We start from the raw sequence: 15,702 nt of genomic DNA, 5'->3' as shown, positions 1-15,702 counted from the left end.
CGTTACGAAACTCAAGGCAAAAAAAACCCGACCTCGCTAAAAGCGTCAGTCGGGCGGGAGCACTCAGGAGCAAAAAGTGCAAAGGGAGGTTCGATACGCGTACTTGAAGGGTTGCGTGGAGCTATCTAAACAGCAGGCGATTATCTGACGATTAACATCTCACGCCACTTGGGCCAACAACGCCTTGGCCTGGTTCAAACCCTTCTCCTGGAAATCACCGCCCAGGTTCACACCCTCGGCATGAATGAACGCGACGTCATGGATGCCGATAAAGCCCATGACCTGACGCAGGTAGGGTTCCTGGTGGTCGGTGCTGCCACCGGCGTGGATGCCGCCGCGGGCGGTCAGCACAAAGGCACGCTTGTCGGTCAACAGGCCTTGGGGCCCGGTGGCGGTGTATTTGAAGGTCACACCGGCACGCAGCACATGGTCGAGCCAGGCTTTGAGGGTGCTGGGAATCGCGAAGTTGTACATCGGCGCGGCCATGACCAATACATCGGCGGCCAGCAGCTCATCGGTCAGTTCGTTGGAGCGGTCCAGGGAGGCCTGTTCAACCGTGCTGCGCTGCTCGGCAGGTTTCATCCAGCCGCCCAACAGATTGGCATCCAGGTGCGGAACCGGGTTGTTGGCGAGGTCTCGTACGGTGATCTGATCAGCCGGGTGGGCGACTTTCCATTGGCTGATGAATTGTTGGGTCAGCTGGCGGGAGATTGAGTCCTGCTGACGGGCGCTGCTTTCGATGATCAGAACACGGGCCATGATTATGTAAGCTCCATCGGTGAATGCTGTAAGGCGATGGAGTAAAGGTTAGACAGGGTCCGTTCGATTAAAAAGCGTAAAAAACTGCTATAACCCATCTAGAAATTTGTTTATAAGCGGAGTATTGCTGTACGCAAGCTCCGCTTTTGCCTTATTTCGGTGCGCAGGTCAGCTGGATACGCATCTTGATGATGGCACGGCTGAAATTGGCCGTGGTGTTGGTGGTTTTCCCTGCCGCGACCGTGACCTTGCGCGTACGCGGGGCTTCCGGACCATTGGTAAAGCGTACCTTGCACTCCGCGTCATTGGGGCCGTAGTTGGTGAGTTGGATCGAACTGATAGTGCTGTCGACGTCTGACGCGCTGTAATCGATCTTCACGCCCTGAATGTCTTTCGTCACATCGGTACTGAATGCAAACGCACTCAACGGCAGCAACGCCAGCAGCACACAACAGAATTTTCTCATTCGGCAGTCTCCAATAAGGACCGCCAGCTTAGGACAAGAGGAGCTCATCTTGAAAGCGCCCCGCGTTACCCTTGATCAATGGCGCACCTTGCAAGCCGTGGTCGACCATGGCGGCTTCGCCCAGGCGGCCGAAGCGCTGCACCGCTCGCAATCCTCGGTGAGCTACACCGTGGCCCGCATGCAGGATCAGCTCGGCGTGCCGCTGCTGCGCATTGACGGGCGCAAGGCCGTGCTCACCGAAGCCGGTGAAGTGCTGCTGCGCCGCTCCCGGCAACTGGTGAAAAACGCCAGCCAACTGGAAGACCTGGCCCACCATATGGAACAAGGCTGGGAAGCCGAGGTGCGGCTGGTGGTCGATGCCGCTTACCCCAACGCCCGCCTGGTGCGCGCCCTCACTGCCTTTATGCCGCAAAGCCGTGGCTGCCGGGTGCGTTTGCGCGAAGAGGTGTTGTCCGGCGTCGAAGAGCTGTTGATGGACGGCATGGCCGACCTCGCCATCAGCGGGTTCATCATTCCCGGTTACCTCGGTACGGAAATGAGCGACGTCGAATTTGTCGCCGTGGCCCACCCCGAACATCCGCTGCATCAATTGCACCGCGAACTGAGCTTCCAGGATCTGGAAAGCCACATGCAGGTGGTGATCCGCGACTCCGGCCGCCAGCAGCCACGGGACGTCGGCTGGCTCGGCGCCGAGCAGCGCTGGACCGTCGGCAGCCTGCCCACCGCCGCCACCTTCGTCAGCAGCGGCCTGGGCTTCGCCTGGCTGCCGCGACACCTGATCGAACGCGAACTCAAGGAAGGCCTGCTCAAGCTACTGCCCCTGGAACGGGGTGGCAGCCGCAACCCGACCTTCTATCTTTACTCGAACAAGGACAAACCCCTGGGCCCGGCCACGCAGATTCTCGTCGAGTTGCTGCGCACCTTCGACACTGCACCACTGGACGCGCCATTCGCCGCACCGCAGCAAGCCTGAACAAGGAGTTCACGTGGCCTATTTCGAACATGAAGGTTGCACCCTGCATTACGAGGAATATGGCCACGGCGCGCCGCTGATCCTGATCCACGGCCTGGGCTCCAGTTGCCTGGACTGGGAACTGCAAGTGCCCGTGCTGTCCCAACACTATCGCCTGGTGGTGGTGGATGTGCGCGGTCACGGCCGCTCCGACAAACCCCGTGAGCGCTACAGCATCGCCGGCTTCACCGCCGACCTGATGGCCTTGATCGAACACCTGCATTTGCCGCCGGCCCACGTGGTCGGCCTGTCCATGGGCGGCATGATCGCCTTTCAACTGGCAGTGGATGAGCCGCAAATGCTCAAGAGCCTGTGCATCGTCAACAGTGCGCCCCAGGTCAAGGTTCGCAGCGCCAGCGACTATTGGCAGTGGGCCAAGCGCTGGAGCCTGGCGCGCATCCTCAGCCTGAACACTATCGGCAAGGCCCTGGGCAGCCTGCTGTTTCCCAAGCCCGAACAGGCCGAACTGCGGCGCAAGATGGCCGAACGCTGGGCAAAAAACGACAAACGTGCTTACCTCGCCAGCTTCGATGCGATTGTTGGCTGGGGCGTACAGGAACAACTTTCGAAAATATCCTGTCCAACCCTGGTCATCAGCGCCGACCACGACTACACCCCCGTGGCGCAGAAAGAAATCTATGTAAAACTGCTGCCCGATGCGCGGCTGGTGGTGATCGAGGATTCCCGCCATGCCACGCCGCTGGACCAACCCGAACGCTTCAACAACACCCTGCTCGATTTTCTCAAGACAGTCGAAACCACAACCCAGGATCACTGACCCATGCTGAAAAAAATCGCCTTCTTTGCCGGTTCCGTACTGTTCGCTGCCAACCTGATGGCGGCCGAACCTGCCAAGGCACCCCACGTCTTGATCACCACCACCAATGGCGACATCGAGATCGAACTGGACCCGGTCAAGGCCCCGATCAGTACCAAGAACTTCCTGGCCTATGTCGACAAAGGCTTCTACACCAACACCATTTTTCACCGGGTAATCCCGGGCTTCATGGTGCAGGGCGGTGGTTTTACCCAGCAAATGTCGCAAAAGCCGACCGAAGCACCGATCAAGAACGAAGCCAGCAACGGCCTGCATAACGTGCGCGGCACCCTGTCGATGGCGCGTACCAACGACCCGAACTCCGCCACCAGCCAATTCTTCATCAACGTTGCGGACAATGCCTTCCTCGACCCGGGCCGTGATGCCGGTTACGCGGTGTTCGCCAAAGTGGTCAAGGGCATGGACGTGGTCGACATCATCGTCAACTCGCAGACCACCACCAAACAGGGCATGCAGAACGTGCCAATCGATCCTGTCCTGATCAAGTCGGCCAAGCGCATCGACTGAAGGCTACAGGGAGTTTCGCGCGGGGCCCGCAAGGCGTCGCGCGCATTTGAACAGGAGAGCCCGCCGCGCGGGCGTCAGACCCAATGCTCTATCGTCGTTTTGAACAACTGATCGACATCTTCCGCGAACCTCCCAGCGCGGCCCCTCCAGACAAAGTCCTACCCTTCTACGTCTATTACCTGCGCCAGGTATGGCCAAGCTTTGCCGCCTTGCTGGTGGTGGGCCTGATCGGCGCGCTGATCGAAGTGGCGCTGTTCAGCTACCTGAGCCGCATCATCGACCTGGCCCAGGGCACGCCGCCCGCCAACTTCTTCCAGATCCACGCCACCGAGCTGATCTGGATGGCCGTGGTCGCCCTGCTGTTGCGCCCGATCTTCGGCGCCCTGCATGACCTGCTGGTGCACCAGACCATCAGCCCCGGCATGACCAGCCTGATCCGCTGGCAAAACCACAGCTATGTGCTCAAACAGAGCCTGAACTTCTTCCAGAACGATTTCGCCGGGCGCATTGCCCAGCGCATCATGCAAACCGGCAACTCCCTGCGCGACTCCGCAGTGGCCGCCGTGGACGCGATCTGGCACGTGGCGATCTACGCCATCAGCGCCCTGGTGCTGTTCGCCGAAGCCGACTGGCGCCTGATGATTCCGCTGATCACCTGGATCGTCGCCTACAGCCTGGCCCTGCGGTACTTCGTGCCACGCGTCAAGGAGCGCTCGGTCATCTCCTCCGAGGCACGCTCAAAACTGATGGGGCGGATCGTCGACGGCTACACCAACATCACCACCTTGAAGCTGTTCGCTCATACGAATTTCGAGCAGAACTACGCCAGGGAAGCCATTGTCGAGCAGACCGAGAAAACCCAGTTGGCCAGCCGCGTCGTGACCAGCATGGACATCGTGATTACCACCATGAACGGCCTGCTGATTGTCACCACCACCGGCCTTGCCCTGTGGCTGTGGACCCAATCCCTGATTTCGGTGGGCGCCATCGCCCTGGCCACCGGCCTGGTGATTCGTATCGTCAACATGTCCGGCTGGATCATGTGGGTGGTCAACGGCATTTTCGAAAACATCGGCATGGTCCAGGACGGCCTGAAAACCATCGCCCAGCCGCTGGCAGTGACCGACCGGGAAAATGCCCCGCGCCTGGAAGTGCCCCATGGCGAGGTGCGGTTCGATCAGGTGGATTTCCACTACGGCAAGAAGAGCGGAATCATCAGCGGCTTGAACCTGGCGATTAAACCGGGTGAAAAGATCGGCCTGATCGGTCCGTCCGGCGCGGGCAAATCCACCCTGGTCAACCTGCTGTTGCGCCTGTACGACCTGCAAGGCGGCCGTATCCTGATCGACGGCCAGAACATCGCCGACGTCGCCCAGGAAACCCTGCGCGAACAGATCGGCATGATCACCCAGGACACCTCGCTGCTGCACCGCTCGATCCGCGACAACTTGCTGTATGGCAAGCCGGACGCCACCGACGAAGAGCTTTGGGCCGCCGTGCACAAGGCCCGCGCCGACGAGTTCATCCCATTGCTGTCGGACGCCGAGGGCCGCACCGGCCTCGACGCCCACGTAGGCGAACGCGGGGTGAAACTCTCCGGCGGGCAACGCCAGCGCATCGCCATCGCCCGGGTACTGCTCAAGGACGCGCCGATCCTGATCATGGACGAAGCCACCTCCGCGCTGGATTCGGAAGTCGAAGCGGCGATCCAGGAAAGCCTGGAAACCCTGATGCAGGGCAAGACAGTGATCGCCATCGCCCACCGGCTTTCCACCATTGCCAGAATGGACAGGCTGGTGGTGCTGGAAAAAGGCCAGATCGCCGAGACCGGCAGCCATGCCGAATTGCTCGCACACGGCGGTTTGTATGCGCGATTGTGGCAACACCAGACCGGTGGCTTCGTCGGAATAGACTGATTCCGTTGGTTAACTGCGACCTCAATTCCGAACAATTCTGACAGTTTTCTCTATCCCGCTGGTCTTGCGACACAATCCTGCTGTACTCCAATCAGGCCCCAGGAGGGCCCTGATTTAAGGCAGCAGGGATGCATCACAGACCCGTTAATCAGATAGAGCAATCTATTAAGGATGTGTTCATGTCACTGTTCAAACGTTCCGTTACGGAAGGACTGGGTACGTTTTGGCTGGTGTTGGGTGGCTGCGGCAGTGCGGTACTGGCCGCATCGTCCCCGGTCGGGATCGGTGTGCTCGGTGTGGCCCTGGCGTTCGGGCTCACGGTGCTGACCATGGCATTTGCCATCGGGCACATCAGCGGTTGTCACCTGAACCCTGCAGTGTCGGTGGGGCTGGTAGTGGGCGGAAGATTTCCGGCCAGGGAGTTACCGGCGTACATCGTGTCCCAGGTAATCGGCGGCGTCGTTGCCGCTGCATTGTTGTACTTCATAGCCAGCGGCAAGCCGGGGTTCGAACTGGCTTCGGGCCTGGCCAGCAACGGCTACGGCGAGCATTCGCCTGGTGGTTATTCGATGGCAGCGGGGTTTGTGTGCGAGCTGGTGATGACGGCGATGTTCGTGCTGATCATCCTCGGCGCCACCGACCGCCGTGTGCCGGCGGGCTTCGCGCCCATTGCCATTGGCCTGGCGCTGACGCTGATCCACCTGATCTCGATCCCGGTCACCAACACCTCGGTCAACCCGGCCCGCAGTACCGGCCCGGCGCTGATTGTCGGCGGTTGGGCGCTCCAGCAGTTGTGGATGTTCTGGCTGGCGCCGATCCTCGGTGCAGTGGTCGGCGGCATTACCTATCGATGGCTGGGCGCGGAAAAAACCGCCTGAGCCAGACAGGTTCAGCCCTGCCGATAAGGCAGGGCTGCCCTCGCCTCCTCGGCATACGCCAGGATCCCCACGCTTTCGCGCTCCAGGAAATCCGCCACGGCGGTCTTCAATCCCGGGTGTCGCAGGTAATGCCAGGAGTGCGTGATCACCGGCTCAAACCCGCGAATCAACTTGTGCTCGCCCTGGGCGCCGGCGTCGAAACGCTGCAGGCCATGGGCAATCGCGTAATCCATGCCTTGGTAGAAGCAAGTCTCGAAATGCAGCCGGTCGAACTCGGCCAGGCAGCCCCAGTAACGCCCATAAAAGCTGTCGCCGCCGATCAGGCTGAAGGCCATGGCCACCGGCCGTGAACCTTGCTTGGCCAGCACCACGCGAATCGCCTCGGGCATGCGCTCGGCCAGCAGGCTGAAAAAATTCCGGGACAGGTAGGGCGATTGTCGGCGTATGGCGTAGGTATTGGCGTAACAGGCGTAGACAAAATCCCACTGCGCCTCGCTCAACTCATGGCCTTGCAGCCACTCGAACTCGATGCCCTGCCCCGCCACTTGCTCGCGCTCCTTGCGCATCTGTTTGCGCTTGCGCGAACTCAGCGCGTCGAGAAAGTCCTGGAAGTCTCGGTAGCCGCGGTTTTGCCAATGAAACTGGCAGCCCAGGCGTTGCAGCCAACCCGGCTGCCGGGCCAGTGCGGTGTCTGCCAGGGCGTCGGTAAAGTTGATATGGGCGCTGGAAAGGCCTTCGATTTCCAGGTAACCGGGCAGGCTTTTAAGCAATTCGAAACCGTCTTCGGCGCTGGCGGCCAACAGGCGCGGGCCGCTGACCGGGCTGAAGGGCACGGCCGTCAGCAATTTCGGGTAGTAGTCGATGCCCGCCCGCTCGCAGGCATCGGCCCAACCGTGGTCGAACACGTACTCGCCATAGGAATGCCATTTGCGATAGCTGGGCAACGCGGCAATCAGCCGTCCACCTTCATAGTGCAGCAAATGCTCGGGCTGCCAGCCGGAGTGCGGGCCGATGCTGGCGCTGTCTTCCAGGGCACTGAGGAACGCATGGCGCAGAAACGGCTGATCGACGGGGACCAACGCGTTCCATTCATCGGGCGCAATCTCGGACAGGTTATTCAAACGTTGTAACGGCATCCAATTCCCCGACGGTCACGGCTTTGTGTAGGAGCGAGCGTGCTCGCGATGATCGTTAACGACAACGCGACCATTCTGACAGAACGCGGTGATCTCGGGTTCTTCGCGAGCAAGCTCGCGCCTACAGGACACGGCGCAAAAAAAAGCCCCGCCAAACGGCGGGGCAAACCAAATGAGGAGCGCTTTGACGGATGAAGAAAGAGCGCTTTGGAGCGGTATTACAGGTGCCTAGAACACGTATTGCACGCGGGCCACGATGGCGTCGCCGCTGTCGTCGCCATTGGCGTTCTGGATCTTGTCAGTGCTGACCTTGAGGTAGTTGGCAGACACCTTCACCGCTTCGTTGGCGTACCAGTTGACACCGATGGTGTTCAGGCTTGCCTTGGCGTCACCCACTTCACGGGTCGCGCTGTTACGCACCACGTTTTTGTCGTCAACGCTGATGTTGTCGTAGCGGTAGAACACTTCCCACGCACCGAACTGCTTGTTCTGCGGCTTGATGGTGTCGAACTTGGCGCCGTCGAGTTTGTAGACCCGGGACTCGCCGGTCAGCGTGTAGGCCACCTGGCCGTAGAAACCCGTGGCCTTCACATCCTGATAAGCGCTGCTGTCGGCCTTCATCTTGCGGTTCAGGTATTCGGCCTGCAGGGACAGCGGACCGCGGGCGAAGGCAAATTCGCCGCCGAACACCGTGTCGGTGTCGTAGGCGTCGTTCGCGGTCAGGTTGCCGGAGTCCAGCCCTACACCGCCGCCGAAGGTCGCACGGTTGCCGTTGGCCCCGGCATCGTTACCGCCGTTGGTGGCAACGCCACGAGCGTCCAGGCGAGGACGGATCCGCGAGTCGAACGAGGTGTCCTTCAGGTCACGCACCGCCACGTCCACCCCCAGGTGCAAAACGTTGCCGCTGTCGTGCATCGGCGCAAACACGGCACGGCCGTTGAACTGCTTCACGCCTTTGCCGTCCTTGTCGTTGATGTCCTTGGACGACACGCTGGAGGACAGGTAGGCCATGTCAGCCACCACGGCGCTGACCTGCAGGCCCATGCCGTTCTCGTGGGAGTTGATCCAGTCGGCGACTTCATAACCGAGGTTACGCTCGATGGCGGTCACCCACTTGGAACTGGTGGCTTTTTCCAGGCCGAAGTCCTGGTCGAAACGACCCGCGCGGATCACCACTGGCTTGAAGCCTACGTACGAGAAGGACGCTTCGTCGAAGTAGCCATCATCGGCATTGCCGGAGTTGTGGGAAAAGTCGTAGTTGATCTGGTATTTCCAGTCTTTGTACACCGTGCCGCCCAATTCGAGGTAGGCGCGTCGGAAATACGTGGCGTCCGCCGAGTTGCCATTCTTGGTGTAAAAGCCATCAAACGTGCCGTAATCGGCCTGCAAACGACCACCCAGCTTGAAGCTGAAATTCTGGTCGGTGGTTGCAACCTCAAGGCCGCCCTTGGTTTTGACAACGATATCGGCACCGTCAGTAGTGACAGTACCGGCGAAAGCCTGGGCGGTAACGGCCAGGGCCAAGGCGCTGGCCGCGAAACCGGCGAAGTGCTTGCGGATCATCGAAGAATTCCCCTAATTGATGGTCTTGTGCATTGGTAAAACACGCGGTTTAGAGCCGCTGGTGTTGGGGGGCGATCTTGGCGAGGGGATATTTCAGCCGGGTTGCTGGAACATAAAGATTTTGTTACTCGGGAACTTTTTAATAGCCATTCGAAATAAGCCAGAGCCTACGGAAATCAAGGCTCCAGCCCCGGAAACTGGTGAAAATGGCAGATGATACAAAATGTAAAAACACCCGAGAAAAATGAAATATTTTTCATCTTGGTTGTTTTTTGAGCAAAAAAAAAGCCCGCATCTTTTATCGATGCGGGCTTCGTTTAAGTGTGAAAAATGATGGATATTATTGGTCGCGGGAGCGCTCGGCGGCCAGGCGTTCGGCCAACGCATCAACATCGGCGATAGGCGGCTCGGGCAGGATCTTCAGCGTCGCCTGCATCAAGCGCATCTGCCGGATAAAGCGCCGGCAGTTGGGGCAGAACATCAGGTGATGGCGCACCAGCAGGCGCTCGCGAAAGGTCAGTTGCCCATCGAGATAGTCACTGGAATGTGCCACTTGTTCCTTACAGGTCAACATTCGCCGGTTTCCTCAAAATGCTCCACCGTGGCGAAGACTTTAAGCCGTGCTCGATGCAACAGCACACGAACATTGGAGAGCGATAGCGTCAGAAGATTACAAATCTCCTCCAACTCCAGCCCCTGGCGCTCACGCAGCAGCAGTACGCTGCTTTGCAGCTCGGAAAGACTGGCCAGTGTGTGCTCCAGGCATTTACGCAATTCGTCTTCAGTGAGCAGGGCTTCGGGCGTGTCCTGGTGCCAGGCAAACGGCGCGACGGCCCAGTGGCCATCTTCGGGCACAAAGCGATCATCACCGATGGTGCCATGGGGCGCCGGCAAGTCATCGAGCAGTACTTCCCGGCGGTTTTGCTTGTAGCGGCCCTTTGCCGAGTTGGCAGTGATGGTCAGCAGCCAGGTCTTGAGGCTGGAACGCCCCTCGAACTTCGCCAGGTTACGCACCACCGACAGCCAGGCGTCCTGCACCACCTCGTCGGCATGGCGCTGGCCAACGATGGCATAGGCCACGGCGCGCATGGCGCTCTGGTAAGTGGTGACCAACTCCTTGTAGGCCCGCTGCTCACCCTTGAGCAATCGTTCAAGCAGGTGCGCGTCGTCCGCTGCTGCCATTCAAGACCTCGATTTCAAAACATGATCAGCGTTTGCGCAGGATCACGCTACCAATCGAATACCCGGCGCCAAACGAGCTAAGCACAGCCACAGCGCCCTTGGGCAAGTCGTCCTGGTAGGTGTGGAACGCAATCACCGAACCCGCCGAACTGGTGTTGGCGTAAGTATCGAGGATCACCGGCGCCTCTTCCACAGAAGCCTCGCGGCCCAGCAGTTTCTTCACGATCAGATGATTCATGCTGAGGTTGGCCTGGTGCAGCCAGAAACGCTTCACATCGCCAACATTCAGCTGGTTTTCCGACAGGTGCTTGCCGATCAACTCGGCGACCATCGGGCAGACATCACGGAAGACCTTGCGGCCTTCCTGCACGAACAGCTTGTCCGGGGCACCAATCCCCTCTTCCGCCGCGCGGTTGAGGAAGCCGAAGTTATTGCGAATGTTGTTGGAGAACTTGGTCAGCAGCTTGGTGCTCACCACGTCGAACTGATGCTCGGAAGTGGCCAGGTCGGCCCGCTCCAGGATCACGGCGGTGGCCGCATCGCCAAAGATGAAATGGCTGTCGCGGTCGCGGAAATTCAGGTGGCCGGTGCAGATCTCCGGGTTGACCATCAGGATCGCCCGCGCCTGGCCCAGCTGGATGCTGTTGGCGGCGTTCTGGATACCGAAGGTCGCCGAGGAACACGCCACGTTCATGTCAAAGCCAAAACCCTGGATACCCAGCGCTTCCTGGACTTCGATGGCAATCGCCGGGTACGCCCGCTGCAGGTTGGAACAGGCGACGATCACACCGTCGATATCGGCGGCGGTCTTGCCGGCGCGCTGCAAGGCTTGCTCGGCAGCACTGACGGCCATCTGGCAGAGGATCGACCATTCGTCGTTGGAGCGCTCGGGCAGGCGTGGCGCCATGCGTTGCGGGTCGAGAATGCCGGCCTTGTCCATGACAAAGCGGCTCTTGATGCCCGAGGCCTTCTCGATAAAGGCGGCGCTGGATTCGGTCAGGGCCTCCACGTCACCGCGTTCAATGGCGGCGGCGTTATCCAGGTTGAACTGTTGCACGTAAGCATTGAAAGACTGCACCAGCTCTTCGTTGGAGATGCTGTTGGCCGGGGTGTACAGGCCTGTGCCGCTGATGACGACGTTATGCACGGTCGTTCCTCTAAATCTGTTCAGGCAGAAGGGTATTGGTACCGTCGTACCAAACCGTAAGTAGTTTTATGCCGCCCAGCGGCCTTCAAACTGGAAACGCTTTATTCCATCGCGCCACGGCTGCACCAGCCCAACTCGACGATCCCGGCATTTATAACCGCGAAGTTTGCCACAACATCGGACACTTGGCGCCTATCCCGCGCAAACACCTTCCCTGTGGCGAGCGAGCTTGCTCGCGCTGGATCGCGAAGCGGCCCCAATAAAGTGACCCGGGTGTTTCAGAGAGACCTTATGGGGCTGCTTCGCAGCCCAGCGCGAGCAAGCTCGCTCGCCACAGTTGCTTGCCGCACGTCGGTCACGCTTCGACCAGGCTCCATTGCTTGCTCAGGCGCTTGTCGGAAATCGGTACCTTGGTGCCCAACTGCTGGGCAAACAGCGAAACCCGGTATTCCTCCAGCCACCAGCGATACAGCTCCAGCTGAGGGTCGCGCTTGCCTTCCTGGGCGTGTTTGTTCAGGCGGTTCTGATACTGGCTCCACAAGCCGCCCAACTCGGTACTCCAGACCCGGTCCTTCTGCACCTGGCTTGGCAATTTCTCCAGGCGCAGCTCGATGGCCTTGAGGAAGCGCGGCAGTTCCTTGAACCATTGCGCCGGGGTTTCCCGTACGAAACCGGGATACACCAGATTGCTCAGTTGCTGCTTGATATCATTCAGCGCCACCGCCTGGGCCAGGTCAATCTTGCCCTTGAAGCGTTTTTGCAGGCCATGCCACAGTTTCAAAATTTCGAGGGTCAGGCGCGCCTGGCGCTCGGCGTGCTCGGTCCAACTGCCACGCTTGCGCTCGGCCAGGGCGGCCAGGCCGGCGCCGTCCCGCGGCAGGCTGGCTTCGCCTTCCAGCACGCAACTGTCGAGGCTGGCCAACAGAATGTCTTCCACCAGGGCTTCGATACGCCCCAGCTCGCGGTACATCAACCCCAACTCGGTCAGGCCCGGCAATTTGCCCCGCAGGAACTTTGCCGGCTCGGCCAGTTGTTGCAGCAGCAGGCGCTGCAAGGCTCGACGGTGCTGGAACTCAGCCTCGGCAGCGGTAGAGAAACGCCCTTCCTTGACCGTGCCGTTTTCTTCGACCAAGGCCGGATACACCGTCATCGAAAGCCCGGCGATGTTTTGCTGGGTTTTCTCGGCCACCGCCGCGAACACCTTGGCCTCCACCGGCTGCTGGCTCTTCGCAGTCTGCGGCACCGCCAACGCAGCTTGGCTGGCCTCGGCGAAACGCGCGGTCAACTCGGCCAGGTCGCGGCCTTCACCGAGGAACTTGCCCTGGCCGTCGACCACTTCCAGGTTCATCTTCAGGTGGCTCTCCACCTGCTGCGCAGCCTCGGCCCAGGCTTCATCGCTGACCCGTGCCCCGGTCATGCGCAGCAGCTCACGCCCCAAGGCCTGAGGCAACGAGCCTTGGCCGAACTCGATACGTTGCAACGCCGCCTTGACGAAATCCGGCACCGGCACGAAGTTCTTGCGCAGGGCCTTGGGCAAGTTGCGCACCAGGGCAATGCACTTGGCCTCGATCACACCCGGCACCAGCCATTCCAGGCGCTCGGGTGGCAAGGCCGGCAACAGCGGCGCCGGCACGCGCAGGGTCACACCGTCCCGTGGATGGTTGGGTTCGAAGTGATAACTCAAGGCCAGGGCCAGGTCGCCCAGGTGCAAGGTGTCGGGGTAATGGGCGGCGGTGACTTCACTGGCCTCGCGGGCCAGCACGTCTTCTTCGCGCATGATCAACAGCTGCGGGTCTTTCTGGCTGTTGACCTTGTACCAACTGTCGAAGGTCGCAGTCTGGTGGATCTCGGCGGGCAGGCGCGCATCGTAGAAGGCGTACAGCGTTTCCTCGTCCGCCAGGATATCGCGCCGGCGGGCCTTGGCTTCCAGTTCGTCGAGCTGCTCCAGCAATTGCTGGTTGGCCGTCAGGCAGCGGGCCCGGGACTGGATCTCGCCGCGCACCAGGCCTTCGCGGATAAACAGCTCGCGAGACGTCACCGGATCAATCGGCCCGTAATGCACCGGCCGGCGCCCGACGATGATCAACCCGAACAGGGTGATCTGCTCAAACGCCACCACCTGGCCGCGCTTCTTTTCCCAATGGGGTTCGAAGTGGTTTTTCTTGATCAGGTGCCCGGCCAACGGCTCGATCCAGTCGGCGTCGATCTTGGCCACCATCCGCGCGTACAGCTTGGTGGTTTCCACCAGCTCGGCGGTCATCAGCCATTGCGGACGCTTCTTGCCAATACCCGACGACGGGTGAATCCAGAAACGCCGCTGACGCGCGCCGAGGTAATCGCCCTCTTCGGTCTTCTGGCCAATCTGGCTGAGCAGGCCGGACAGCACCGCCTTGTGCAGTTTGGGGAAGTCCGCCGGTTCTTTATTGACGGTCAACTGCATGTCGCGACAGATCAGGCTCAACTGGCGGTGGGAGTCACGCCATTCCCGCAGGCGCAGGTAGTTCAGGAAATTCTTGCGGCACCAATTGCGCAGCGGGCTGGCGGTCAATTCCTGGCGCTGCTCTTCAAAACCACGCCACAGGTTCACCAACCCGGCGAAGTCCGAATCCGCGTCCTTCCATTGTGCGTGAGCCTGGTCGGCGGCTTGCTGGCGCTCCGGCGGACGCTCGCGCGGGTCCTGGATCGACATGGCGCTGGCGACGATCAGCACTTCCTGCAGGCTGCCAAGCTTGGCCGCCTCCAGCAACATGCGGCCCATGCGTGGGTCCACCGGCAGACGCGCCAACTGGCGGCCCATCGGTGTCAGCTGGCTGTTGCGGTCAACGGCGGACAACTCTTGCAGCAGGTTGAAACCGTCGCTGATGGCCTTGCCGTCCGGCGGCTCGATAAACGGGAAATCGGTGATCTCGCCCAGGCGCAGGTGCAGCATCTGCAGGATTACGGCCGCGAGGTTTGTGCGAAGAATCTCGGGGTCGGTAAATTCCGGGCGCCCGATAAAATCCTCTTCGCTGTACAAGCGCACGCAGATACCGGGTTCGACCCGCCCGCACCGGCCTTTACGCTGGTTGGCACTGGCCTGGGAAATCGCCTCGATCGGCAGTCGCTGCACCTTGGCCCGGTAGCTGTAGCGGCTGATGCGCGCGGTGCCACTATCGATCACATAACGAATGCCTGGCACGGTCAGCGAGGTTTCCGCGACGTTGGTCGCCAGCACCACACGCCGGCCCGGGTGCGACTGGAAGATCCGCTGCTGCTCCGCCGGCGACAGGCGCGCATACAGCGGCAGGATTTCAGTGTGCTTGAGCTGGGCCTTGCGCAGCATGTCGGCGGCGTCGCGAATCTCGCGCTCGCCGGGCAGGAACACCAGCACATCGCCGGGGCTCTTGCGCTCGCTGCGCTCGAAGGCGGCGATCTCATCGAGGGTGGCGAGAATCGCCTGGTCGACGGTCAGGTCGTCCTCGACGCGGTTGCCCTCCTCGTCCTGCTCCAGGGTCAGCGGGCGATACCAGGTTTCCACCGGGAAGGTGCGGCCCGACACCTCGACAATCGGCGCATCGTCGAAGTGCTTGGAAAAGCGCTCCAGGTCGATGGTGGCCGAGGTGATGATGACCTTGAGGTCCGGGCGACGCGGCAGCAGGGTTTTCAGATAACCCAGCAGGAAGTCGATGTTCAGGCTGCGTTCGTGGGCTTCGTCGACGATGATCGTGTCGTAGCGTTCGAGGTAGCGGTCGTTCTGGGTTTCGGCCAGCAGGATACCGTCGGTCATCAGCTTGATCAGGGTGTTGGAATCACTCTGGTCTTCAAACCGCACCTGATAACCCACCAGGGAACCCAGCGGCGTCGCCAACTCTTCCGCGACCCGGCTCGCTACGCTGCGCGCCGCAATCCGCCGCGGCTGGGTGTGGCCGATCAGGCCGTATTGGCCGCGGCCGATTTCCAGGCAGATTTTCGGCAACTGGGTGGTTTTACCCGAACCGGTCTCACCGGCAATGATCAGCACCTGATGCTTGAGCAACGCTTCCTTGATCTCGTCACGCTTGGCGGCGATCGGCAGGCTGTCGTCATAGCGAATCACCGGCAGGCTGGCGCGCCGCGCCGTCACCTGGGCGCAGGAGGCCTGCATCCGCGTCACCCACTGCGCAAGTTTTTCCTCATCGGGTTTCTTGCGCAGCTCAAGCAGCTGCCGCCGCAAGCGGTGGCGGTCGGCGAGCATGGCGTGATCGAGGTTTTTCAGCAGTTGGTCGATAGCGGGCGCTTGGTCAGTCATCAGGTACGCAAAGGTCGTCTATGTAGGCAGG

General features: G+C 60.8%; 14 protein-coding genes. 6 read left to right on the top strand and 8 right to left on the bottom strand.

Translation table 11 applies throughout. The annotated features are described in order from the left end of the window. Nucleotides 1-159: 159 nt before the first annotated feature. Together HYE77_RS02420 and HYE77_RS02415 are read right to left on the bottom strand one after the other, a co-directional pair. Nucleotides 160-759, bottom strand: coding sequence for an FMN-dependent NADH-azoreductase (locus HYE77_RS02420; protein WP_177068360.1), 600 nt, complete (start codon nucleotides 757-759; stop codon nucleotides 160-162). Nucleotides 760-910: 151 nt separating this feature from the next. Further along, a complete protein-coding gene (locus HYE77_RS02415) occupies nucleotides 911-1,225 on the bottom strand; it encodes a 3-phosphoglycerate kinase (RefSeq protein ID WP_177035903.1) in 315 nt (104 codons plus the stop codon). A 49-nt stretch (nucleotides 1,226-1,274) separates the two neighbouring features. Here HYE77_RS02415 and HYE77_RS02410 point away from each other — a divergent pair, with 49 nt between their 5' ends. From HYE77_RS02410 to aqpZ, 5 genes are all read left to right on the top strand, one after another. Beyond that, complete coding sequence (locus HYE77_RS02410; RefSeq protein ID WP_003210710.1) at nucleotides 1,275-2,198, top strand: LysR family transcriptional regulator; 924 nt, start codon at nucleotides 1,275-1,277, stop codon at nucleotides 2,196-2,198. A 13-nt stretch (nucleotides 2,199-2,211) separates the two neighbouring features. Further along, entirely contained in the window at nucleotides 2,212-3,015 is an 804-nt protein-coding gene (locus HYE77_RS02405; protein WP_177068359.1) for an alpha/beta fold hydrolase, read from the top strand. A gap of 3 nt (nucleotides 3,016-3,018) precedes the next feature. Further along, the gene (locus HYE77_RS02400; RefSeq protein ID WP_003210708.1) at nucleotides 3,019-3,582 is read left to right on the top strand and encodes a peptidylprolyl isomerase A; all 564 of its coding nucleotides are present in this window, start codon (nucleotides 3,019-3,021) and stop codon (nucleotides 3,580-3,582) included. Nucleotides 3,583-3,665: 83 nt separating this feature from the next. Further along, nucleotides 3,666-5,498 (top strand): ABC transporter ATP-binding protein, encoded by a 1,833-nt coding sequence (locus tag HYE77_RS02395; protein WP_003210707.1) that lies wholly within the window; start codon nucleotides 3,666-3,668, stop codon nucleotides 5,496-5,498. A gap of 179 nt (nucleotides 5,499-5,677) precedes the next feature. Further along, a complete protein-coding gene (aqpZ, locus tag HYE77_RS02390) occupies nucleotides 5,678-6,376 on the top strand; it encodes an aquaporin Z (protein WP_177068358.1) in 699 nt (232 codons plus the stop codon). An 11-nt stretch (nucleotides 6,377-6,387) separates the two neighbouring features. Here the strand turns inward: aqpZ and HYE77_RS02385 are convergent, their stop codons facing one another. Then, nucleotides 6,388-7,512, bottom strand: a complete 1,125-nt coding sequence (locus HYE77_RS02385; RefSeq protein WP_177068357.1) for a GNAT family N-acetyltransferase — start codon at nucleotides 7,510-7,512, stop codon at nucleotides 6,388-6,390. Nucleotides 7,513-7,551: 39 nt separating this feature from the next. On the opposite strand from HYE77_RS02385, the gene HYE77_RS32510 reads away from it, so the two are divergent. After that, on the top strand, nucleotides 7,552-7,707 hold the full coding sequence (locus HYE77_RS32510) for a hypothetical protein (RefSeq protein ID WP_157222855.1): 156 nt from the start codon (nucleotides 7,552-7,554) through the stop codon (nucleotides 7,705-7,707). 33 nt (nucleotides 7,708-7,740) lie between these two features. Here HYE77_RS32510 and HYE77_RS02375 read toward each other — a convergent pair whose 3' ends face one another. From HYE77_RS02375 to hrpA, 5 genes are all read right to left on the bottom strand, one after another. Beyond that, nucleotides 7,741-9,075 (bottom strand): OprO/OprP family phosphate-selective porin, encoded by a 1,335-nt coding sequence (locus HYE77_RS02375; RefSeq protein ID WP_003210703.1) that lies wholly within the window; start codon nucleotides 9,073-9,075, stop codon nucleotides 7,741-7,743. 340 nt (nucleotides 9,076-9,415) lie between these two features. Further along, entirely contained in the window at nucleotides 9,416-9,649 is a 234-nt protein-coding gene (locus tag HYE77_RS02370) for an anti-sigma factor (RefSeq protein ID WP_177068356.1), read from the bottom strand. After that, entirely contained in the window at nucleotides 9,643-10,257 is a 615-nt protein-coding gene (locus HYE77_RS02365; RefSeq protein ID WP_003210700.1) for an RNA polymerase sigma factor, read from the bottom strand. The genes HYE77_RS02370 and HYE77_RS02365 overlap by 7 nt, the downstream gene beginning before the upstream one ends. A gap of 25 nt (nucleotides 10,258-10,282) precedes the next feature. Continuing rightward, entirely contained in the window at nucleotides 10,283-11,404 is a 1,122-nt protein-coding gene (locus tag HYE77_RS02360; RefSeq protein WP_003210699.1) for a beta-ketoacyl-ACP synthase III, read from the bottom strand. A 355-nt stretch (nucleotides 11,405-11,759) separates the two neighbouring features. Next, entirely contained in the window at nucleotides 11,760-15,671 is a 3,912-nt protein-coding gene (hrpA, locus tag HYE77_RS02355; protein WP_008437986.1) for an ATP-dependent RNA helicase HrpA, read from the bottom strand. Between the last annotated feature and the right edge of the window lie 31 nt (nucleotides 15,672-15,702).

This window comes from Pseudomonas sp. IPO3774 (genome assembly GCF_013386835.1).
GTDB lineage: Bacteria > Pseudomonadota > Gammaproteobacteria > Pseudomonadales > Pseudomonadaceae > Aquipseudomonas.
The sequence above is the reverse complement of the archived record's forward strand: the minus strand, read 5'-3'. Positions and strand labels throughout refer to the sequence as shown.